This window comes from Rhodococcus sp. KRD197 (assembly GCF_017168235.1).
GTDB lineage: Bacteria > Actinomycetota > Actinomycetes > Mycobacteriales > Mycobacteriaceae > Rhodococcoides.
Genome location: NZ_JABFAO010000004.1, coordinates 745,616 through 765,969, shown reverse-complemented (window position 1 = coordinate 765,969; position 20,354 = coordinate 745,616). Strand labels below are relative to the sequence as shown.

Here is a 20,354-nt window from a genome sequence, read left to right as displayed (position 1 = left end):
CGGTCAAGCCTACCGGGTGCGGCGGCTAGCGTTCACCGCTCGCGTGGACCGATCCCACTGTCCACGGATCGGTACGACGGACGCTGACACGACTCGTCCATCTCGGATACCGCGAGAACCGTGAGTCCAGAACACCGCGTGCCTGTTCACACCACGGCCACTCCGAGGCCCAGTGTGCGACATCGATGACGGCAGGCCCGCCGGCACGCAGGTGCTCGTCGACGGGGTGGTGCCGGAGATCGGCCGTCACGAACACATCGACACCCAACGAACCGACGACTCCGAGGAATGAGTCACCCGACCCTCCACACAGCGCCACCGTGGACACGATCGAGTCGGGGTCGCCCGCCGCCCGGACGCCCCACACGGTCTCCGGCAGAGCCGCCCGCACGCGCTCGGTGAAGTCCCGCAGCGTCGACGGTTCGTCGAGCGTGCCAACTCGCCCGAGGCCGGTCGAGGTCGGCAACGGTGCTTCTTCGAACACGTCGAACGCCGGCTCCTCGTAGGGATGGGCTCGACGCAGAGCCGCCAGGATCTCTGCACGCGCCGAGACCGGGGCGACCACTTCGATCCGGTCCTCCTCGACCTCTTCGAGTTCCCCGATCCGGCCGATGGCAGGTTGAGCGCCGATCTCGGGCAGGAACCGGCCCAGGCCGCGGACGGTCCAGCTGCAGTCGCGGTAACGCCCGATCGAGCCGGCACCTGCATCGAACAACGCTCGGCGCACGGCGTCGCCGGCGGCTGTCGGGACCAACACGGACCACTTGTCGATCCGCGGTGTATCGATGGGCGCGATGGGGCGAGTTGCCGTCACCCCGAGCGCCTTCGCCAACGCGTCGGACACCCCGGGATCGGCGCTGTCGGCATTGGTGTGCGCGGTGAACAGTGCGCAGCCCGCTCTGATGAGTCGGTGAATCAACGCGCCCTTGGGGGTGTCGGCAGCGACCGTATCGACGCCACGGAGAAGCAGCGGGTGGTGCACGACGAGTAGGTCGGCGCCCCATTCGATGGCCTCGTCGACGACGTCGGCGGTGGCATCGACCGCGAACATCACGGCGCCGATTCGGGCTTGCGGATCGCCCGCGACAAGGCCCACCGAATCCCAGCTCTCGGCCAGGCGCGGCGGGTACGCATCGTCGAGAACATCGATGATCTCGGCGAGCGTCACGGGATGTTCGGTCACATTCGTCTCCTCGGTAGAGCTCGATTCAGCGCTCGCTGTAGTCCTTCTATGAGCACGTCGACCTGATCCGGTGCCCGGACCGCGACGCGAAGGTGCCCCGGGGCCAACCCTGGAAACGTGTCGCATCGACGCACCGCGACGCCGTCGGCTCGGAGCCTCGACCTGACCTGCTCGGCGGCCGGAATCTTCAACAGTAGGAACGGTGCCTGCGGTTTCCCGCAGATCTCGATGCCCAGGCTCTCCAAACGGGCGGCCATCGACCGTCTGTCCGCGCCGATTGCTTCCGCTTTGGCAGCGGCGATCTCGAGCGCACGGGGTTCGCTACAGGCCGCGATCGCTTCGATCTGCAATGTTCCGACCGGCCAGTGGGCGCGGCCGCGAGTCAGGGCGGCCAACACGTCCGGGTGGCCCAGGGCGTAGCCGCACCGCAGCCCCGCGAGCGCCCATGTCTTGGTGAGACTGCGCAGCACCACAATGTCGTCGAACGTGTCGCCGGCCACCGACTCGCGTTCACCGGGAACAGCATCGGCGAATGCCTCGTCGACGACGAGCACACGGCCGGGCCGTCGCAGCGCGAGAATTGCACTCCGCTCGTGCAGAACCGATGTCGGGTTGGTGGGATTTCCGATGACGACCAGGTCTGCCTCTTCTGGAACCGAGGCTGTGTCGAGTGTGTACGGCGGCGCCAACATCACCTGCACGATGGGCACGGACGCTTCCCGCAGCGACACCTCGGGTTCGGTGAACGAGGGATGCACGACGGCCGCGAGACGGGGACGCAGTCTTGGCAGCATCGCAAATCCCTCTGCTCCGCCGGAGAGCAGCAATACCTCGTCGGGAGAGCGCCGGTGTCTGCGAGCGATGGCCTCGCGTGCATTCAGATCGGCAGCTGCGCTGGGATAGGAACCCAACGACGTCAGAGCCGCGGCGATCCTGGCGGTGAGCCAGTCCGGTGGCGCGAGCCCTTGAACGTTGACCGCGAAATCCATCAGTCCGTCGCCAACTTCGACGTCACCGTGGTGACGGAGAAGCGCCATCGAGTCCACTGCGCTCAGGATCCTTTCGTTGCCGATGAGCGTAGTCGCCGCCGTCACCGATATGGTTTTGTCATGACAAACCCAGCTGCACCGGACCGCCCGGGTGCCACGGTTGTGCTCTTCGATCTCGATGGAACGCTCACCGATTCTGCACCGGGAATCTTCGCCGGATTTCGCCACGCGCTGGAGACCATCGGCGCCCCCGAACCCACACCGGCCCAGCTCGAAGGTGTCATCGGGCCACCGCTCATCGACACGCTCAGGATGATGGGCTTGCCGGAGGACCGCGCGCAGCAGGCCCTGAGCGCGTACTTCGAGCGCTACGACGCCACCGGCTGGGCCGAGAACACTGTGTTCGAGGGCATCGAAGAGGTCCTCGAAGGCCTGCAAGCTCGGGGTATTCGCCTGGCTGTCGCTACCTCGAAGTCGGAGCGATTCGCCCATCGCATCCTCGACCACTTCGGGCTGTCGCGGTATTTCGAGTTCATCGGCGGCGCGAGCAACGACGGTGTTCGACGCGCCAAGCCAGACGTCATTGCGCACTCACTGCGCAATCTCGAACTTGTTCCCCGCGAGGTAAGTGCCGGTGGAACGGCCGGTGTAGTGATGGTCGGCGATCGTGACCACGACGTCCACGGCGCCGCGCGATTCGCGATACCGGCGGTCTACGTGGACTGGGGATACGGCATCACAGGTGAGGACGACGAGGCCGCCTTCACTGTTGCGACGATGGAGGAGTTGAAGAAGGTGCTCGATGAACTCACCCGCTGACCGAGCAACCCTGCACATCACGTTCATCTGCACCGGCAACATCTGCCGTTCCCCCATGGCCGAGAAAGTCTTCGAGACCTACGTTCGCGAAGCCGGACTCGTCTCGAGCGTGCGGATATCGAGCGCAGGCATCGACGGTTGGCACGAAGGAGAACCGGCAGACTCCCGCACCGTCGCCGAACTGGACGCCCACGGGTACAGCAGCGAGCACGAGGCCACTCAGGTGGGCGCGGACCACCTCGCCGCGGACCTGCTCGTCGCTCTCGATTCCTCGCACGCCACCGAGCTGCATCGACTCGGCGTCCCGAAAGATCGAGTCGTGCTGCTGCGCGCATTCGACGACGCAGCCGATTCGGAGTCGGTGGCAGACCCGTACTACTCGACGGACGACGCCTTCACCGAGGTGCGAGAACAGATCGAAGCGGCAGTCCCCGGCCTCGTGCGGTGGCTCGAGAACAAGCTCTCCGACGAGGCGTCGTAGGTCACTTCGAGTCAACCGCTACCGTAGATGTCGTGCGAAGGCTCAAATTCCTCTTACGCCCCCAGTGGCTGGCGCTGGCTGCTGTCGTCGCATTGTTCGCGTTTCTGTGTTTCTCCGTTCTCGCCCCCTGGCAGCTCGGCAAGAACACTTCGACTGCCGAGCGCAACGAACTGATCAATCAGTCGACGGAGTCCGAGCCGGTCGCGATCGGTGAGCTCCTCACCTCGACCGATCCCGCAACTGGAGAGCCGAGTTTCGCCGCCCAGGACGAATGGCGTCGCGTCACTGCCACTGGCACGTACCTCCAGGACCAGGAAGTACTCGTTCGTCTGCGGGTCGTGCAGCAGTTGCCGGCCTACGAGGTCGTCACCCCGTTTCAGCTCACCGACGGCCCGATCGTGCTGGTCAACCGCGGGTACGTGTTGCCTGAGCAGGGAACTGCACCACCGCCGTTCGAGGCGGCACCCGCCGGAGAAGTCACTCTCGGCGCCCACCTCCGGCAAGCCGAAGATGGCTCTCGCGCATCGATCGAAGAAGCCGGCCATGTGCAGGTCTACAACATCGATCCCGAGCAGATCGGTTCGGTGGTGGGGGTGAGCGCAATCGACGGCTACCTTCAGCTCGAGAGCGATCAGCCAGGCGGCCTCGGTGTCATCGCACTTCCCCAGACCGATTCCGGCCCGTATCTGGGGTACGGGCTGCAGTGGCTCGCATTCGGCATCATGGCGCCGCTCGGGCTCGCCTACTTCGTGCGGGCAGAGTTGCGTGAGCGACGCAAAGCCGCCGGTGAGCCCGAGGACACCGCACCTGAGGACGTCACCTTGCCCCTGCCGACCGAGTCGGATCCTGTTGCGGCAGAACCGGAGTTCACCCTGCCGACGCGCAAGCAGCGCAAGTCGAAATCGAAGAACACATCAGTCCCGAGCACGGCGAACGATGTCCGCCTGGCCGATCGCTACGGCAAGAAGCGCTGAGACCACCGTCGCGGAGACCTGCACCAGAACGGACAGCGCCGCTGCGCGGTCGAGGTCCGAGGGTGTCGGTGTACGGCCGGATCCGAGCGTCGGTCTGATCTCGATTCCGTGGGCGTATTCGGTTCTCCCGCCGAGACGAACCCCCAGCGCTCCCGCCGCGGTGGCTTCGGCGACACCGGCGTTGGGACTGGGATGACGTGCCGCGTCGTCCCGCCACGCTCGAATCGAGTCCGACGGCCTGCCACCTACCGCTGGCGCGAGTGCCACGGTGAGTGCGCCGGTCAGGCGCGCGGGGGCCAGGTTGACGACGTCGTCGAGTCGCGCCGCGCACCACCCGAACTGCCGGTACCGCTCGGATCGGTATCCGATCATCGCGTCGAGTGTGTTGACGGCGCGGTACCCGACCACGCCGGGAACACCTGCAACAGCTCCCCACAGCACAACGCCGACGGTCGCGTCGGAGGTGTTCTCGGCCACCGATTCGAGCGCCGCACGCGCGATCCCCTGCGCGTCGAGTACGTCCGGGTCGCGCCCACACAGCGAAGGCAGAAGCGCCCTTGCCGCTGCCATGTCACCGTCGGTCAGGTGGCCGGACATGCGTGCACCGGTTCGCGAGAGCGACGTTCCGCCGAGGCACGCCCACACTGCCGAGGCGGTCAATGCTGTCTCGGCGATCAGCCCACTACGCCGCGCGATGCCGGTGGCCACCACACCCGCGGTGACCGTGCCGCCGACCAGCGCGCTCGTGTGCAGTACACCGGCCCACCTGGAATCCCGATAAAGACTGCGCTCGGCGCGCGCAGCGATGAGACCGAAACCGGCGACGGGATGCCACCTGCGGGGATCGCCCACTATCCGATCCAACGCAAGCCCGAGGACCAGTCCCGCAGCCCGAGCGTGGAATCTCGTTCCCGAGCCCGTCATCCTGCCGATGTGCATGACCAGACGGTAGACACCTGCGACTGCGTGGCCACTCGGCGGGTGCGCGCGATCACGCCCAGCGAGACCGATACACGCCCGCCATTTGACGATTGTTGAACTCGAGGTCGCGACCCGAGTTGAGCATCGCCACAGCGATACCGAAGAATCCGACCGTTGCCATCAGAAACATTGCCATGATTTCCCCCGAAAAGGTGTCGTGGGCCTGCATACCGGCCCTGATGATCTTGATTGTCACCGACGCGTCCGTGGATGGAAATGCAGATGAGTGCGCCATCACATGTGGCGGCTGTCACGACGAGTCACGCGTCTAGGATCGTTCTCATGACAGTCGACGGAACCTCCCCCGCTCCTTCCACCACAGGTAGGCCGCGGTGGGTGAACAAGGCGATCGTCATCGCCATCGGCGTGGTCGCTCTGGTGATCGCGTACTTGATCCTGTCTGCGTTCCTACCGCGCTGGTGGAGTATTCGTGTGGCGAACCTGGCCGACCAGACGTTCACCAGAGGAATCTTCTGGGGCCTGACATTCGGCATCGTCTGCACCGTGATCCCGCTCGCGTTGTTCGCAGCAGCGTGGCTGGTGCGCAAGCGCCGAGGCGGCAAGATCGGCGCGATCGTGTTGTCGATACTGGCTTTGCTTGTGGCCGCCCCGAACCTGCTGACCCTGTCGATCGTCCTCGGTAGCAACAACGCGGCGCACGCCGGCGAGCGAACGCTCGACACCGAGGCGCCAGGATTCCGCGGGGCAACCGCCCTGGGGTTTGTTCTCGCGATTGCGTTGTTCGCGTTCTTGACCTTCGTCATCGTCCGCGCGCGGCGCCGACGGGCCCAGAAACGGCTCGACGCAACGACAATCGACGCGGCGGGAAGTGGTCAGTAGGTGCGTGGGAATCAGGGAACTACGGGTGCTTTCCCGCCGTCGTACGGCTCGACCGTGACCTGCGTCTCGGGCGCGAACGTCATCACGGCGGGACCTGTTTCTTCCGCCACCGTCACCACCACCGACATGCCCTCCTGGGCCACCGATTCGATACGCCCACGCTGTTCACCCATGTCGTTCACGAGCGCATAGTCCCCGACCAACACGAGCAGCTCCTCGGCCGAGAGTGTGCGTCGGCCACCGAAATCTTCCACAGTCATGTCACCACCGTAGGCGAGATGGTACCGGTTTTCGCTCGCTCGCCCTTGACGGATCGGTGACCAGGTCAACGGCCGGGCGTCAGATGCGGCGCATCGGCGACGATGTCGGTCAGCACGTCGTTCACCGCCTTCACCCGCGCGAGCCCGGTGAGTTCACGCGGAACCGCGACCCAGTAGGTCCTTTCGATCGAGAACTGCTCGGGCACAACCCGCACGAGGGAGTCGTCCGGTTCACCGATGTAGCTCGGCAACGGGGCGATTCCGAGACCGCTGCGCGCCGCGAGCCAGTGCCCGGTGATGTTGTTGGTCTGGATTTGCGCCCGACCGTCGGCGAGGATCGAATCGAGTATGCGCAGCGGCTCGACGTCGAGGAGCGCGGCTACGTACCAGATCAGTGTGTGCGCGCGTAGGTCGTCCAGCTTCGTGATCGTCGGGGCGGCATCGAGATACGCCCGTGTCGCGTAGAGGTGTAGGGAGTACGTGGCCAGTTTGCGAAACGACACGAGCCTCGGCGACGGTTGCTCCAGGGTCACGGCAACGTCGAATTCCCTTGTGCTGAGCGAGTTGTGTTCCGTTGCGGTGACGAGTTCGACATCGAGATCGGGATGCATGCGCCGCAACCGTGTCAGGTTGGGCGTGAGCACGAAGGCTCCGAAACCATCGGGCGCGGCTATTCGAACCGACCCCGTCAACGAGCCCATCGTCGAGGTCTGGTCCTCGAAAGCTGCGATGAGGGTGGACTCGACCTTCTCGGCGTAGCCGACCAGGCGTCGTCCGGATTCGGTGAGTCGCCATCCGGTGGGGGTTCGATCGAACAACCTGCCGCCCACCGATTTCTCGAGGCTGGTGATGCGACGGCCCACCGTGGTGTGGTCGACGCCGAGCGCACGGGACGCCTCGTTGAGCCGACCGTGTCGCGACACTTCGAGAAAGAACCTGAGGTGGTCGGCACTGAACACGTGACCAACCGTAGCACTGCGTGCATTTATGCACGCGAAAGTGCGATTTTGACCTTTGACACATACAACAATGCGAACGAGACTGGGGTCACACCACGAGCAAAGGACAACCGTGACAACTATCGCTCACTGGCTGGACGGGAAGCCGTTCGCCGGCACCTCCGACCGCACAGCCCCCGTCACCAACCCCGCCACCGGCGAAGTCACCGGACAGGTGGCGTTGGCCACCGTCGAGGACGCCCGCGCGGTCATCGACTCCGCCGCAGCCGCATTCCCAGCGTGGCGCGACACCTCACTGGCCAAGCGCACCGCGGTGCTGTTCACCTTCCGCGAACTGCTCAATGCCAAAAAGGGCGAGCTCGCTGAGATCATCACCGCCGAGCACGGCAAGGTGCTCTCCGACGCCCTCGGTGAAATCAGCCGCGGCCAAGAAGTCGTCGAATTCGCCTGCGGCATTCCCCACCTCCTCAAGGGCGGCTACACCGAGAACGCCTCCACCAACGTCGATATCTACTCCATCCGCCAACCCCTCGGCCCCGTCGGCATCATCTCCCCGTTCAATTTCCCCGCCATGGTGCCGATGTGGTTCTTCCCCATCGCCATCGCCGCCGGGAACACCGTGGTCCTCAAACCCAGCGAGAAAGACCCCACCGCCTCCATCTGGATGGCCGAGCTGTGGAAGGAGGCCGGGCTGCCCGACGGTGTCTTCAACGTCCTGCAGGGCGACAAGCTCGCCGTCGACGAACTGCTCGAGCACAAGTCGATCAAGTCCATCAGCTTCGTCGGCTCCACCCCCATCGCGCAGTACGTGTACTCCACCGGCACAAGCCACGGAAAACGAGTCCAGGCCCTCGGCGGTGCCAAGAACCACGCCATCGTCCTCCCCGACGCCGACCTCGACCTCGCCGCCGACGCCATGGTGAATGCCGGTTTCGGCTCCGCGGGTGAGCGTTGCATGGCCATCTCCGCACTCGTCGCCGTCGGCGACATCGCCGACGAACTGGTAGCCAAGATCGTCGAGCGCACCATCCCGCTGGTAACCGGTGACGGAACCAAGGGCTCGGACATGGGCCCGCTGGTCACCAAGGCACACCGCGACAAGGTCGCCTCCTACGTCGACGCCGGTGAAGCCGACGGCGCCACCATCGTCGTCGACGGACGCACGGTTCAGGCCGACGGCGCAGCTGACGGATTCTGGCTAGGACCCACCCTCATCGACCATGTGAAGACGGACATGTCCATCTACACCGACGAGATATTCGGCCCCGTCCTCTCCGTCGTCCGCGTCGACACCTACGACGAGGCGCTCGAGCTCATCAACTCGAACCCCTACGGCAACGGCACCGCCATCTTCACCAACGACGGTGGCGCAGCGCGACGCTTTCAGAACGAGGTCGAGGTCGGCATGATCGGCATCAACGTCCCGATCCCCGTCCCCATGGCCTACTACAGCTTCGGTGGTTGGAAGAACAGTCTCTTCGGCGACAGTCACGCCCACGGCACCGAAGGCATCCACTTCTTCACCCGCGGCAAAGCCGTCACCAGCCGCTGGCTGGACCCCAGCCACGGCGGCATCAACCTCGGCTTCCCCCAGAACACCTGACCCCTATGTGCGTGGAAATACGTGGCAGGCCACGTATTTCCACGCACAAGCGCGAAGCGCCCTACAAAGGAGTAGTGCATGGTTGCCAACATCTCGTTTCCGCGATTCCTGAAACTCGGACCAGGCGCCGTCGAAGAGCTCGGGTCGGTATTGAACGACCTGAAAGTCGAGCGTCCACTTCTGGTCACCGACGCTTTCATGGTGGGCAACGGAAGCGCCGAGCGATTGATGAAAATCATGGAGGCAGCCGGCAAGAAGGCTGCGTTGTTCTCGAAAACCGTCCCGGACCCGACGACCGAATCACTGAGCGCGGGTATCGACGCCGTCAAAGCCCACGCCGCCGACGCGATCATCGGTTTCGGAGGCGGTAGCCCGATGGATACAGCCAAGGCGCTGGCCGTGCTGTCCGAGCAGGGCGGCGTCATGCGCGACTTCAAGGCTCCGCGCGTGTACGCGGGCCCAGCGCTCCCGATCATCGCAATTCCCACTACTGCCGGAAGTGGCTCGGAAGCAACGCAGTTCACCATCATCACCGATGTAGCGACGGACGAGAAGATGCTGTGTCCGGGGTTGTCGTTCCTGCCGATCGCATCGATCGTCGACTCCGAACTCACGATGTCGATGCCGCCCAGACTCACCGCGGACACCGGCGTGGACGCGTTGACCCATGCGATCGAGGCGTACGTCAGTGCGAAGGCAAATCCGATCTCGGACGGTCTCGCGTTGTCGGCGATGAAGACCATCGGGAAATACCTCCTGCGTGCGTATCGCGACGGTTCCGACCGTGAGGCCCGCGATGCAATGATGACCGCGTCGACCCAGGCCGGTATGGCGTTCTCCAACGCAAGCGTGTGCCTCGTACATGGAATGAGCCGGCCGATCGGGGCGCACTTTCATGTGGCACACGGTCTTTCGAATGCCATGTTGCTTCCGGCAGTCACTCGGTTCTCGATATCCGGTGCGCCCGGCCGCTATGCCGATTGCGCACGCCAGTTGGGGGCGGCCGAACGTCAGGACAGCGACGAGGCCGCGGCGGCGAAGCTGATCGAGTTCATCGACACCTTGTGCGCGGACGTCGAGGTACCGACACCGAGCACCTATGGAATCGACGCCTCCCGCTGGGAGGAGTTGATCCCGCTGATGGCCCAGCAGGCTCTGGCATCCGGTTCCCCGTCCAACAACCCGGTCGTTCCGACTGCCGAGGAGATCGCCGAACTGTACCGAAAGGTGTTCTGACGCGAGTTGTGTCGGCGGCCTACGGTGAACAGGTGACCACGCGATCGAATGCCATCACCATCATCGGCGCAGGTGTCGCCGGCGCCGCCTGCGCAAATGTGCTGCGTGACGCCGGCCTTGCCTTCCGTGTACTCGACCGCGGGCGCGCGGTCGGCGGACGCATGGCCTCGCCTCTGTTGCACGATCGGCGCGTCGATATCGGGGCCGGGTACTTCACCGTTCGCGATCCGGAATTCGAGGCTGTGGTCCAGCGATGGGAAGCCGCCGGCATCGCTCGGCCGTGGACGGACACGTTCGGTGTCCTCTCACCCGACACGGCACCGGCGACGAGTACCGGACCGATGCGGTGGGCGACACCGAACGGTCTTCGCTCGCTGGTGCAGAACCTGCTGTCCGAGATCGACACCGAGACGGTGAATGTCGACCACTTGCCGGATGGCGATGTCGTGTTGGCCATGCCAGATCCTCAGGCAGCCAGGTTGTCCGCTGTCGCGGACCCGGTCGAGTACCAACCCGTCGTCACTGTCGTGTGTGGATTCGATTCGCTGGAGCTGCCGTTTCGGCACGCCGCTTTCGTCAACGACCACCCGGTGCTCGAGTTCGTCGCCGACGACGGTGCACGGCGCGGTGACGGCGCTCCTGTGCTCGTCGTGCATACCACCGCGGAGATGGCCAAAGACCATCTCGACGAGCCGAACCGTGCTGTTGCGCCGGTCGTCACCGCAGTTCACGCTCTCGTCGGATCCACCGAACCCGTCTGGTCGTATGCACACCGCTGGACGTTCGCCAAGCCGTCGTCCGTCCACGCCGCCAGCTATCACCTCACCGAATCATCGGGTCGGCGGATAGGTTTCGCTGGAGATCAATGGTGTCCGAGTGGTGCCCCGAGAATCGAGAGTGCGTGGCGCTCCGGAACCGATCTGGGGCGGGCGTTGGTCGCATCACGCTGATGCACTGGCGCGTCAGTCGAGTTCGGTCGATGCCGCGGCGATGATCGCGTTCGACAGTCGCTCCAATGCCGCGGTCCGCACACTCCATTGCTGCCAGTACAGCGTCACATCGACGCCGGTCCCCGGGAACATGTCGATCAACTCGCCGGTGGCTTCCCAGCGTTCGCTCTGCTGCCGCGGCAGCACCGCCCACCCGATTCCCAGACGTACCGCTTCGGCGAAGTCCGCCGAGGACGGAACGTAGTGCCTACGCGCTCGACATCGCTCACCCGTCGTTTCCACCAGGTACCGATCCTGTAGATCATCGGAGCGATCGAACACGAGCATCGGGGCGTGGGCCAACGAATCGGATGTGGTCCCGTCCCGAAACCACCTTTCTCCGAACTCCGGTGAGCACATCGGTCGGTAGCGCATGAGGCCGAGCCGCGTCACCGAGCAGCCTTGCACCGGTTCGGCCGACGCGGTCACCGCGGCCATCACGATTCCCTGACGCAGCAGGTCGGCGGAATGGTCCTGATCGACGCGGCGTACGTCGAAGGTCATCGCCCCGGACAGCGATGCCAATGCCGGGAGCACCCACGTGTTGAGCGAGTCTCCGTTGACGGCGATCGGTACCGTGACGGCGCCCTCTCCCCCGGTCTCGAGCGATACCTCGGCAATCAACGCTCGAACTTGATGAGCCAGGCGAAGATACGCGACGCCGGCTTCGGTGATCCGGGCCGGTTTCGACCGCTGCAGCAACACTGCTCCTGCAGCGGCTTCGAAGCCCTTGACGCGCTGGCTGATTGCGGAAGGGGTCACGTGCAGCCTGCGGGCCGCCGCGTCGAACGTTCCCTCCTCGACGACGGCAGCGAGCGCCTCCAGTTGCGCGAGGTCGAAGTTCGTCATAAGAGATACTAACGTGTCGTGAAAATCATTCGCTGTACTGTAGCCACCAGGTTGCATAGGTTCGATCGCATGCATCCAGCACTGACGCCGTCCATGGCGGGTTTCGCCTTCGGCCTGTCGTTGATCGTTGCGATCGGCGCCCAGAATGCGTTCGTGCTCCGTCAGGGAATCGCTCGGCGACACGTGCTTGCGGTCGTGACGGTCTGCGCGACATCGGACGTCATCCTCATCACCGCCGGAGTGGCGGGCGCCGGATTGGTCGTCCGAACCAATCCGGGCCTTCTGCAGTTCGCCTACTGGGGCGGAGCGGCCTTCCTGCTCACCTACGCCGCGTTGTCCGCCCGGCGAGCAATGCGAAACACATCTCTGGAAGTGGAAAACACAGCGCACACAAAGCAACTCGGAACGGCCATCGTCACTGCACTCGCATTGACCTGGCTGAACCCGCACGTCTACCTGGACACCGTGGTTCTGCTGGGTTCCGTTGCGGCTACCTACGACACGACTCGGTTGTGGTTCGGCGTGGGTGCCGCAGGCGCCAGCCTCGCCTGGTTCAGCGCATTGGGATACGGCGCCCAGTTCCTACGCCCCCTGTTTTCGAGGCCTACCTCGTGGCGCGTGTTCGACGGAGCGATCGCCGTGTTCATGCTGTGCCTTGCGCTGACACTCGCCGTCCAGGCAATTAGTTAGTGCACTAACCATTCGTGTACGCTTCAAATTTATGAACGGTGATCCACTCGCGCTGGACCGGCAAGTGTGCTTTGCGCTCGCAGTCGCCAATCGCGCGGTGCTGAGCGTCTATCGGCCACTTCTCGAACCCATGGGCCTGACTCACCCGCAGTACCTGGTGATGCTCGCGTTGTGGGAGAACTCGCCGATGTCGGTGAAGGAGATCGGCGCGGCGCTTCAGCTCGACTCCCCGACCCTCTCCCCGCTGCTCAAGCGGCTCGAAGCGGGCGGCCTTCTCGTCCGCACCAGGAGCACGAGCGACGAACGCCAACTCGACGTGCACCTCACCGAGGATGGCATCGCGCTGCGTCGTGAAGCCGAGAAGATCCCCCCGGCCGTTGTCGCCGCACTGGGCGTCGACATCGCCGAGCTGGAGGAGCTACACACCGTGCTCGGTCGAATCAACCGGGCAGCAATCGAAGCAGGAGCCATACGATGACCGACCTCGAACGAACCAGTCCGAATCTCGTTCAGTGGCTCAAATACACCGCCGGCCGACCACTACCCGCCTCGATGCGCGGGTGGGTCGAGAACGATCTGGTCGGACGAGGCGCGGTACCCAAACACCTGTTCCGGGCAATGATTCCGTTCCTACCGATCTTCATCGGCTTCTTCGTTCTCTTTCCAGGACCGCTCTGGTTGCGAGGGTCGATGTTTCTGCTGGGCTTTCTCCTGGCGATGTTCTTCACACTCGCCTACATGGAGCCCAACCGCGCACGCAGGCTCGAACTCAACGGTCTGCCACCGGATCTGCAGAGCGCACGCAAACGCGCCGCCGCACAGGACGAGCGGACGCGATACGAGAGCCAACACCCCCGAAAGTGATTCCGGAGGTCACCCTCCGACGACGATCCGCTCCCCCACCGCCACGACGGCGCGCCGCAGACTCTTCGATGCATGTCTGCTCAATGGGCCCTCGTCCATACGCAACGCCTGGATGGTCATCAACAGCTCGATGAGTGTCCGGGTCGACAGCGTACGTGTCGCATGCTCGTTCGCAGCCGCCTTCCTGCTCGCGGGCACCGGCCCCGGCGGAAGATAATCGAAAGCGCGTTGGACGTGCGTTTCCTCGAACTCGCGACGCAGCGCCGACGCCTCGGCCGTGGCACCGGGCAAGTGATAGTGCAGCAACCGCGACTCGTGAGGGTGAGCTTCCACCCAGTCCCACACGGCAACGATGACGGCCTCGAGCGAGGGTTGCTCGGCGGGGTCCTCCCCGGCACGGACGTCGGCGACGACCTCGTTGATCATGTCGAGAACACGTCGCATGGCCAATTCGAACAGTTCGTCCTTGCCCGCGAAGTGGTAGTAGACGGCCGATGACACGACGTTGGCCTCGAGTGCCACGTCGTGGATGCTGGCGTCGGAGAAGCTCTTGGCGGCAAAGACGCGGATAGCCGCGCTGACGATGTCCTCCCTACGGGAGGGCCGATGCGGTGACTTCTTCTGCACCGGATCGCCGGCCCCTTGGTCGCTAACCATGCATCCTCACCAGTAGTAGATCCATCGGACACTAGTCTTGCATGATCGAAACCGAGGAGAGATCAGTGCCAGCAGCAAAGCGTCCCGCGCACCGACCGTCGCGGCGCGGTGTCATCGTGGAGACCGCCTTCGAGTTGTTCGCCTCGAGCCCTGTCGACACGGTCACCGTTGCCGATATTGCAGCTGCCGCGGAGATGACCTCGGCCGCAATTTATTATCACTACCCTTCACGCGAGGAGATCCTGCTCGAAGGACTCCGCGAGTTCGCCGAGTCGTATGTCGGAGAGATCGAACGCCTGGCCGCGGAGGAAGTGGTGCCGGCGGCGCGCATGGGGGCAATGATCGAACCGTTCGTTCGATGGCTCGCCGACAACCGGACCCGCGCATCGGTCTACTTCGTCCAATCACGGGGAGCGAGCCAGCAGGTCGAGGCGATCAGGCGTGCGAACGCGCTGGTGTTGATTCCCATCCTCGGCCGAGCTGCCAAAAAGGCGCGCGGCAAAGTGTCGGCCGCCGAGGCCGGCGTGATTGCTTCGGCGCTCATCGCCGAGTTCGAGATCTTCGCCTCCGCGTTCCTGTCGGAGGATCGGTCCTTCAAGACCCTGGGCCGCGCCAAGTTCATCGAAGCCGGAGTCGCCCTCGCGGACCGGATCGCGGGTACCGATACCGCCTGAACCAACCATTCCCCCGCAAGGCGCGACGAGACCCGGGCGCCTGCTGAGCGAGTGCTGTACAGGGACTTTGGGCCCTAGCGGCCAGGTCCCGACAGATCCGAAGGTGGTAGATGCACAGGCGCGTTCCAACACCACACCCGCCATAGAGCGCCTCATCGTGAGGAGGGAATGCACCATGAGGAAGAAACTGGTTCCGGTTCTGTCCATGTCGGTGGCACTGGTCATGTCGGCCGGGGCAGGGGAACACAAGCCAGGAGGGAGCGAGAGGACACCGCGGCTGCAACCGCGGTGGTTCATCGTGCTCTTCTGGAAGGTGCACCGAGCTCTGTTCCGGGTCACCGGTGGCCGTCTTGGCTTGTGGCCCGCGCGCGCCCAGCGTTGGGGCGCAATGCGATTGACCACAACCGGACGCCGCAGCGGTCAGGCGCGGTCGGTGATCCTCGGTTACATCGAGGACGGCCCGAACCTGGTGACCCTGGCGATGAATGGCTGGGGCGAAGGAGAGCCGGCATGGTGGCTGAACCTCCAGGCGCACCCGCAGGTCCGGGTCCAGCTCGCGGACGGGACGCGCGAGGTCGTCGCCCACGCCGCGACCGGCGAGGAGCGGGCCCGGCTGTGGGACCGATGGCGGGCAGTGGACAAGAATCTCGACGGCTACGCCCGTCGCCGATCACAGACTGCCGTGGTGGTGCTCGAACCCAGAAGCGAACCTGTTTGATGTGCGCCGCCTCGCTCGGCAGCTACGGTGCGATCGGGCGATACATCGACAACCAGAACACTCTGCCCAGGGTGCGCGCGAAGCGCTCGTCCTCGGTGGTGTGACCGGCGGTGAGGGCCTCGATGAAGCTCGCGCGCATGGTGGTGACGATGAATCGTGCCGTCTGGCTCGTGTCGACCTCGGCCGGGACGAGCCCGTCGTGTCGTTCGCGGTCGAGGCGGGCGGCCATCTTGCGGGTGTAGGTCTCGGTGGCTTCGCGCAGGGTGGCGCCGAACTCGCTGTCGGAGGACGCGGTTTCCAGATAGGCACGCCAGATGGGCGCGCTGGCCCTGGCCAGGGCCAGCATCTGGGTGACGATGTCGGCCAGGGTATCCGCGGACCCTCCGTCGCTGCGGGTCCACCACGAGTCCGAAGCGGCGAGGAACTCCTCCACTCCGGGCTGGGCGACGCGCTGGATCAAAGCGGTCTTGTCCGGGAACCATTGGTAGAAGGTGGATCGAGACACTTTGGCCAGCTGCAGGATTCGTTCCACTGGCAGCTCCGCGTAGCGTTGCCCGTCGCTCAGCAGCGTGGTAGTCGCCTGCAGGATTCTTGCTTCGGTGCTTGTGCGGCGACGTTGGGGCGTTGCGGTCACAGTCGTTGATCGTACATACTGTCCGAACCATTAATCGAACACCTAGTTCGAATAAGAAGGGTGAGTGTGGCCCAATGACCGCGACAGTGGAGAAGAAGACCTTCTGCGGAATCTGCGAAGCGTCGTGCGGGTTGATCGCAACGGTCCAGGCCGATCGTGTGCTGGAGCTACGGCCCGATCCCGATCACCCGGCGTCACGGGGTTTTGCGTGTTCCAAGGGCGTCCAGTTCCACAACGTGGTCACCGATCCGGACCGAGTTCTGTATCCGATGCGACGACTGCCCGACGGCACCTTCGCGCGCGCGAGCTGGCGCGAGGCGTTCGACGACATCGGCGCGAGGCTGCGCCGGGAGCAGCGCGAGCACGGCAACGAAGCCATCGGTGTGCTGTGGGGCAATCCCATCGCCTGGAACTACGCCGCCGCAGTCACCACGGTGGGTCTCGCCGCGGCGTTGGGAACCAAGCACCACTACTCGTCGGCATCGATCGATGTCAACAATTACTGGGCCGCTGCGCACATCATGTACGGCGCAACGGCGATCAACCTACTGCCCGATTTCGCCGACACCCATTTCGCGCTCATCCTCGGCGCCAATCCGGTTGTGTCGCACGGAAGTCTGGTGACGACCGGACGGATCCGCGACGTATTGCTCGACATCCCCGCACGCGGAGGCCAGGTCGTGGTCGTGGATCCGCGCCGCACCGAAACAGCCACACTGTTCGAGCATGTTCCGATTCGCCCGGGCGCGGACCCATGGCTGCTGGGAGCGATGCTGGACGTGATGTTCCGGGAGGACCTGATCGATCAGCACGCGGTGCGCACACAGACCGCCGGCATCGACGGGTTACGTGAGCTGGCCCGGTTGTTCGACCTCGAAACCGCTGCCGCGCGCACGGGCATCGACGCCGCGACCATCACACAGCTTGCGCGCGACATGGCCGCAGCGCCCACTGCCTGCGCGTACGGGCGTTGCGGGGCATCGCTCGGCAAGTTCTCGACATTGACCAAATTCCTGCTCGACGCCCTGTCGGTCGTCACCGGCAACGTCGATCGACGCGGCGGCATGGTCCTGGGTGATCCGATGGCCGATATCGAAGGTTTCGCCGAGCTGCTCGGAGTGTCCGGGCGTGGCCGATGGCGCACCCGGGTCGAGGGCGCCCCAGAGGTCAACGGGCAGGCGCCGGTGGCTTGCCTGGCCAAGGAAATCACCACTCCCGGTCGCGGACAGTTGCGGGCGCTGATCGCCATGTCCAGCAACGTCGTCACCAGCGGACCCGGAACCGTCGAGACTGCCACCGCACTCGAGACGCTCGAACTGATGGTGTCGCTGGACCCGTACATCACCGAGACCTCACGGCACGCACACTGGATTCTGCCGCCGTCACTGTGGCTCGAACGCGAACAGATGCCGGCGTTCACCCAGGCTCAATCCACGGTGCCGAACGCGCAATGGGTGCGCCCGGTGGTCCCGGCCCGCGGACAAGCACGCGATGACTGGTGGATCATCGATCAGCTCGCGCGCGAACTGGGCGTGGTGCCGTCCCCGATGCCGGGTGCGCAGTGGCTGGGCAAGCTGGGAGTGCGGATTCCGCCCTCGTTTTCGATAGATCTGCTCACCCGCGTGGGCCGCCATGGCGATCTGTTCGGGCTCCGACCCCGAGGGATCAACCGCAAAAAGCTGCTGGACCATCAGGGCGCGATCAAACTCGCCGATCATTGCCCCACCGGCGTGCTCGGAAAGAAGATCCACACCCGCGACGGACGCATCCAGTTGGGCTCGCCGGAAATGCTCTCCGAAGCCCGGCGATTGGCTGTCCCCGACCCGTCCGGAAGCGAATATCCATTGCGACTGTTCAGCATCCGGGAACTGCGATCCCACAACTCGTGGCTGCACAATGTGCCCAAACTGATGACCGGGCTACGCAAGTGCCGAGCGAAGATGCATCCGGACGATGCCGCAGCAGCAGGGGTGCACGACCGCGACGTCGTATCGATCACCTCGCCGTGGGGGAACATCGAGGTTCCTGTCGAGGTGACCGAGGAAGTCTTCGTCGGCTGCCTGGGCCTCACCCAGGGATGGGGTCACGCCGGCACCTGGTCCACGGCGGTGGCCGCGGGCGGTGTGAGCTACAACCAGCTCACACCCACCGACGCCAGCGAGATCGACATGCCGTCGGGGAACGCCTACTTCAACGGAATCCCGGTTGTGGTGAGCGCTCGATGACGTATGTGATCACCCAGAACTGTTGCAACGACGCCACCTGCGCGGACGTGTGTCCGGCCGCGTGTATCCACCCCACCCCGGACGAACCCGGTTACGCCAGTACCGAAATGCTCTACATCGATCCGGCGCGGTGCATCGATTGTGGGGCCTGCGAAGAAGCGTGCCCGGTCGACGCGGTCTACGCCGCAGACGTACTACCCGCCTCGATGAGTGCGTACTCGAGCATCAACGCCGACTACTACCGCTGTCGCTTATACACATCTGTCGCTGCCGACGATAAGGCTCGCTGACATCTTAGAGGATGGGGTATCCGTTCCGAGCGTCCGGCGTTCGAGTTGCATTACCCGCACATGGTCGACCGGATGCGCGCCGAAGCCCACGTCGGTCCCGGCACACATGGCGGCGAGAGCACCGAAGTCCTCGAACAGGCACGCCGGGCACCCATCGCCACCAGCGACCACGAAGGCTCCGGGGACGACGACGTCAAATAACGTGCCCCGAACGGCGTCGGGACGCGGCCGAATCGCTCTCAGATCTCTCACAGCAGGGCAAGCGATACTCGACCGATGCCATCGTCCACCCCTGCGCCGTCGACACCTGTACCACTGTGGGCAAGGCCGATGATGTTCGCGTTTCGTCGCAACGTTTCGCTTCACACACGGATCCGCGTCCTGACGATCAGCTTGGCAACGCTTGCGGTCGCCGTGAGTGCCCTGGCCATCTATCTCGTCGCCGAGCAGGCGCTCCGCGATCAGCTTGCCGATCGTGTCACCCGCAACGCCGATGCACTGATCGCCGGTGCAACCCTCGGAGTTCCCTCGACCTTCTACGGCTTCGGTGTCGGTAGCGTCGATGGCCCGGCCATCAAGGTGGCGCTGGTGACTTCTTCGGGCGAATTCGTCACCTTCACCACAAAATCTCAACCCTTCACCGGAGCGACGGGAGTTCTGGACGAGCCCGAGCAACAGGTCGTCGACGGTGAAGCCGCCGAGTCGCTGCGCGAAGTACGGGGCTACATGATCTCGGCCAAGCGAACCATCACCGGTGAAACGGTGATGGTCGCCGAGTCACTCGATACGAATGCTCCCCTCCTCGGCAAACTGACTCTGGCGCTGGTGATGATCGGCGCGTTCCTCGTAGCCCTGGCAGGTATCGCCGGATCTGCTGTTGCCCGAACCGGTCTGCGGCCGGTGAAAAGACTGACGAACGCCACCCAACAGGTGGCCCGCACCGGGCATCTCGAGCCCATACCCGTCACCGGTGACGACGAACTCGCCTCACTTGCCAGGAGTTTCAACGAAATGCTGGAGGCGCTCGCCGCCTCCGGTGCGCGCCAGAACAAGCTCATCACCGATGCGGGTGAGGAGCTGATAGAGCCTCTGTCTGCGCTCCGCGCGAAGATCGATACAGTCATGTCGCTCGACACCGACCATGCTCCCCCCATGACGCCCACCGAGCAGGACGAGCTCCGCGCCGGTGTCCTGACCGACATGGATGTCATCATTCGCTTGGTCCACGACCTCGTGAACCAGGCACGGGACAAGTCGCTGACAGCGGGTGCCCACGACCTGGGCGGCAGGTCATGAATTTCGACGCCGGTCAATTTCGAGCCCGTTCTCCGCGAACGTGTCCCCCGGGATATGGCTGTGCCCGAAGACGAGCACGTCCGTGTCCGGATACGCAGCCGCCATCCGCTTCTCGCGCCTTGGCGCAGAACCAGATCGGCGAC

Annotated in this window: 23 protein-coding genes and 3 pseudogenes; 16 read left to right on the top strand and 10 right to left on the bottom strand. The window is 64.6% G+C overall.

Translation table 11 applies throughout. The features are described 5' to 3' along the window. Positions 1-25 precede the first annotated feature (25 nt). Positions 26-1,183 (bottom strand): Nif3-like dinuclear metal center hexameric protein, encoded by a 1,158-nt coding sequence (locus tag J1M86_RS09910; protein ID WP_206510068.1) that lies wholly within the window; start codon positions 1,181-1,183, stop codon positions 26-28. Then, a complete protein-coding gene (gene cobC / locus J1M86_RS09905; protein WP_075840477.1) occupies positions 1,180-2,277 on the bottom strand; it encodes an Rv2231c family pyridoxal phosphate-dependent protein CobC in 1,098 nt (365 codons plus the stop codon). The genes J1M86_RS09910 and cobC overlap by 4 nt, the downstream gene beginning before the upstream one ends. A gap of 15 nt (positions 2,278-2,292) precedes the next feature. Between cobC and J1M86_RS09900 the strand changes: the two genes are divergently transcribed. From J1M86_RS09900 to J1M86_RS09890, 3 genes are read left to right on the top strand one after another with little or no spacing between them, the layout of a single operon-like run. Continuing rightward, positions 2,293-2,991, top strand: a complete 699-nt coding sequence (locus J1M86_RS09900; protein WP_206509680.1) for an HAD hydrolase-like protein — start codon at positions 2,293-2,295, stop codon at positions 2,989-2,991. Then, positions 2,975-3,472: a low molecular weight protein-tyrosine-phosphatase gene (locus J1M86_RS09895; RefSeq protein ID WP_187346819.1), complete on the top strand. Its 498-nt coding sequence runs from the start codon at positions 2,975-2,977 to the stop codon at positions 3,470-3,472. Before J1M86_RS09900 ends, J1M86_RS09895 begins: the two co-directional genes overlap by 17 nt. A gap of 32 nt (positions 3,473-3,504) precedes the next feature. Next, entirely contained in the window at positions 3,505-4,446 is a 942-nt protein-coding gene (locus J1M86_RS09890; protein ID WP_206509679.1) for an SURF1 family protein, read from the top strand. Here the strand turns inward: J1M86_RS09890 and J1M86_RS09885 are convergent. Both J1M86_RS09885 and J1M86_RS09880 read right to left on the bottom strand, forming a co-directional pair. Beyond that, a complete protein-coding gene (locus J1M86_RS09885; RefSeq protein WP_206510029.1) occupies positions 4,387-5,370 on the bottom strand; it encodes a cobalamin biosynthesis protein in 984 nt (327 codons plus the stop codon). The genes J1M86_RS09890 and J1M86_RS09885 overlap by 60 nt on opposite strands. 67 nt (positions 5,371-5,437) lie before the next feature. After that, positions 5,438-5,623, bottom strand: coding sequence for a hypothetical protein (locus J1M86_RS09880; protein WP_139318264.1), 186 nt, complete (start codon positions 5,621-5,623; stop codon positions 5,438-5,440). 86 nt (positions 5,624-5,709) lie between these two features. Here J1M86_RS09880 and J1M86_RS09875 point away from each other — a divergent pair, with 86 nt between their 5' ends. Next, complete coding sequence (locus tag J1M86_RS09875; protein ID WP_075840471.1) at positions 5,710-6,267, top strand: permease; 558 nt, start codon at positions 5,710-5,712, stop codon at positions 6,265-6,267. Positions 6,268-6,278: 11 nt separating this feature from the next. Here J1M86_RS09875 and J1M86_RS09870 read toward each other — a convergent pair whose 3' ends face one another. Both J1M86_RS09870 and J1M86_RS09865 read right to left on the bottom strand, forming a co-directional pair. Then, a complete protein-coding gene (locus J1M86_RS09870; RefSeq protein ID WP_075840676.1) occupies positions 6,279-6,527 on the bottom strand; it encodes a hypothetical protein in 249 nt (82 codons plus the stop codon). Positions 6,528-6,592: 65 nt separating this feature from the next. Next, complete coding sequence (locus J1M86_RS09865; RefSeq protein WP_075840469.1) at positions 6,593-7,486, bottom strand: LysR family transcriptional regulator; 894 nt, start codon at positions 7,484-7,486, stop codon at positions 6,593-6,595. Between the two features lie 70 nt (positions 7,487-7,556). Here J1M86_RS09865 and J1M86_RS09860 point away from each other — a divergent pair, with 70 nt between their 5' ends. The 3 genes from J1M86_RS09860 (at position 7,557) to J1M86_RS09850 (ending at position 11,275) form a co-directional block, all read left to right on the top strand. Further along, complete coding sequence (locus tag J1M86_RS09860; RefSeq protein WP_075840467.1) at positions 7,557-9,089, top strand: CoA-acylating methylmalonate-semialdehyde dehydrogenase; 1,533 nt, start codon at positions 7,557-7,559, stop codon at positions 9,087-9,089. A 78-nt stretch (positions 9,090-9,167) separates the two neighbouring features. Beyond that, on the top strand, positions 9,168-10,325 hold the full coding sequence (locus J1M86_RS09855; RefSeq protein ID WP_206509678.1) for an iron-containing alcohol dehydrogenase: 1,158 nt from the start codon (positions 9,168-9,170) through the stop codon (positions 10,323-10,325). Between the two features lie 32 nt (positions 10,326-10,357). Continuing rightward, on the top strand, positions 10,358-11,275 hold the full coding sequence (locus tag J1M86_RS09850) for an NAD(P)/FAD-dependent oxidoreductase (protein WP_206509677.1): 918 nt from the start codon (positions 10,358-10,360) through the stop codon (positions 11,273-11,275). Between the two features lie 12 nt (positions 11,276-11,287). Here J1M86_RS09850 and J1M86_RS09845 read toward each other — a convergent pair whose 3' ends face one another. After that, positions 11,288-12,163, bottom strand: coding sequence for a LysR family transcriptional regulator ArgP (locus J1M86_RS09845; protein WP_206509676.1), 876 nt, complete (start codon positions 12,161-12,163; stop codon positions 11,288-11,290). Positions 12,164-12,232: 69 nt separating this feature from the next. Between J1M86_RS09845 and J1M86_RS09840 the strand changes: the two genes are divergently transcribed. Genes J1M86_RS09840 through J1M86_RS09830 form a run of 3 tightly spaced genes read left to right on the top strand, consistent with a single transcriptional unit; the run spans position 12,233 to position 13,717 of the window. After that, on the top strand, positions 12,233-12,853 hold the full coding sequence (locus J1M86_RS09840; protein ID WP_206509675.1) for a LysE/ArgO family amino acid transporter: 621 nt from the start codon (positions 12,233-12,235) through the stop codon (positions 12,851-12,853). Between the two features lie 31 nt (positions 12,854-12,884). Beyond that, complete coding sequence (locus J1M86_RS09835; protein WP_206509674.1) at positions 12,885-13,331, top strand: MarR family winged helix-turn-helix transcriptional regulator; 447 nt, start codon at positions 12,885-12,887, stop codon at positions 13,329-13,331. Continuing rightward, a complete protein-coding gene (locus J1M86_RS09830; protein ID WP_075840458.1) occupies positions 13,328-13,717 on the top strand; it encodes a DUF5313 family protein in 390 nt (129 codons plus the stop codon). Before J1M86_RS09835 ends, J1M86_RS09830 begins: the two co-directional genes overlap by 4 nt. Before the next feature lie 9 nt (positions 13,718-13,726). Here J1M86_RS09830 and J1M86_RS09825 read toward each other — a convergent pair whose 3' ends face one another. Next, positions 13,727-14,374, bottom strand: coding sequence for a TetR/AcrR family transcriptional regulator (locus J1M86_RS09825; protein ID WP_206509673.1), 648 nt, complete (start codon positions 14,372-14,374; stop codon positions 13,727-13,729). Positions 14,375-14,439: 65 nt separating this feature from the next. On the opposite strand from J1M86_RS09825, the gene J1M86_RS09820 reads away from it, so the two are divergent. Further along, the gene (locus tag J1M86_RS09820) at positions 14,440-15,048 is read left to right on the top strand and encodes a TetR/AcrR family transcriptional regulator (protein ID WP_294634345.1); all 609 of its coding nucleotides are present in this window, start codon (positions 14,440-14,442) and stop codon (positions 15,046-15,048) included. 175 nt (positions 15,049-15,223) lie between these two features. Beyond that, the gene (locus J1M86_RS26305; RefSeq protein WP_241259748.1) at positions 15,224-15,766 is read left to right on the top strand and encodes a nitroreductase/quinone reductase family protein; all 543 of its coding nucleotides are present in this window, start codon (positions 15,224-15,226) and stop codon (positions 15,764-15,766) included. 22 nt (positions 15,767-15,788) lie between these two features. On the opposite strand, the gene J1M86_RS09810 is transcribed toward J1M86_RS26305, so the two are convergent. Next, a complete protein-coding gene (locus tag J1M86_RS09810) occupies positions 15,789-16,400 on the bottom strand; it encodes a TetR/AcrR family transcriptional regulator (RefSeq protein WP_294634349.1) in 612 nt (203 codons plus the stop codon). 74 nt (positions 16,401-16,474) lie between these two features. Here J1M86_RS09810 and J1M86_RS09805 point away from each other — a divergent pair, with 74 nt between their 5' ends. The 4 genes and pseudogenes from J1M86_RS09805 (at position 16,475) to J1M86_RS09790 (ending at position 20,211) form a co-directional block, all read left to right on the top strand. Further along, complete coding sequence (locus tag J1M86_RS09805) at positions 16,475-18,625, top strand: molybdopterin-dependent oxidoreductase (protein WP_206509672.1); 2,151 nt, start codon at positions 16,475-16,477, stop codon at positions 18,623-18,625. Beyond that, a pseudogene (locus J1M86_RS09800) lies at positions 18,622-18,828 on the top strand (ferredoxin family protein); the annotation flags it as partial. The gene J1M86_RS09805 and the pseudogene J1M86_RS09800, both read left to right, overlap by 4 nt. A 105-nt stretch (positions 18,829-18,933) precedes the next feature. Next, positions 18,934-19,116 (top strand): annotated as a pseudogene (locus J1M86_RS09795) (hypothetical protein); the annotation flags it as partial. Between the two features lie 75 nt (positions 19,117-19,191). Beyond that, positions 19,192-20,211: a HAMP domain-containing protein gene (locus tag J1M86_RS09790; RefSeq protein WP_241259747.1), complete on the top strand. Its 1,020-nt coding sequence runs from the start codon at positions 19,192-19,194 to the stop codon at positions 20,209-20,211. Between the two features lie 15 nt (positions 20,212-20,226). Here the strand turns inward: J1M86_RS09790 and J1M86_RS26300 are convergent. Next, positions 20,227-20,346 (bottom strand): annotated as a pseudogene (locus J1M86_RS26300) (YfcE family phosphodiesterase); the annotation flags it as partial. Positions 20,347-20,354 lie beyond the last annotated feature (8 nt).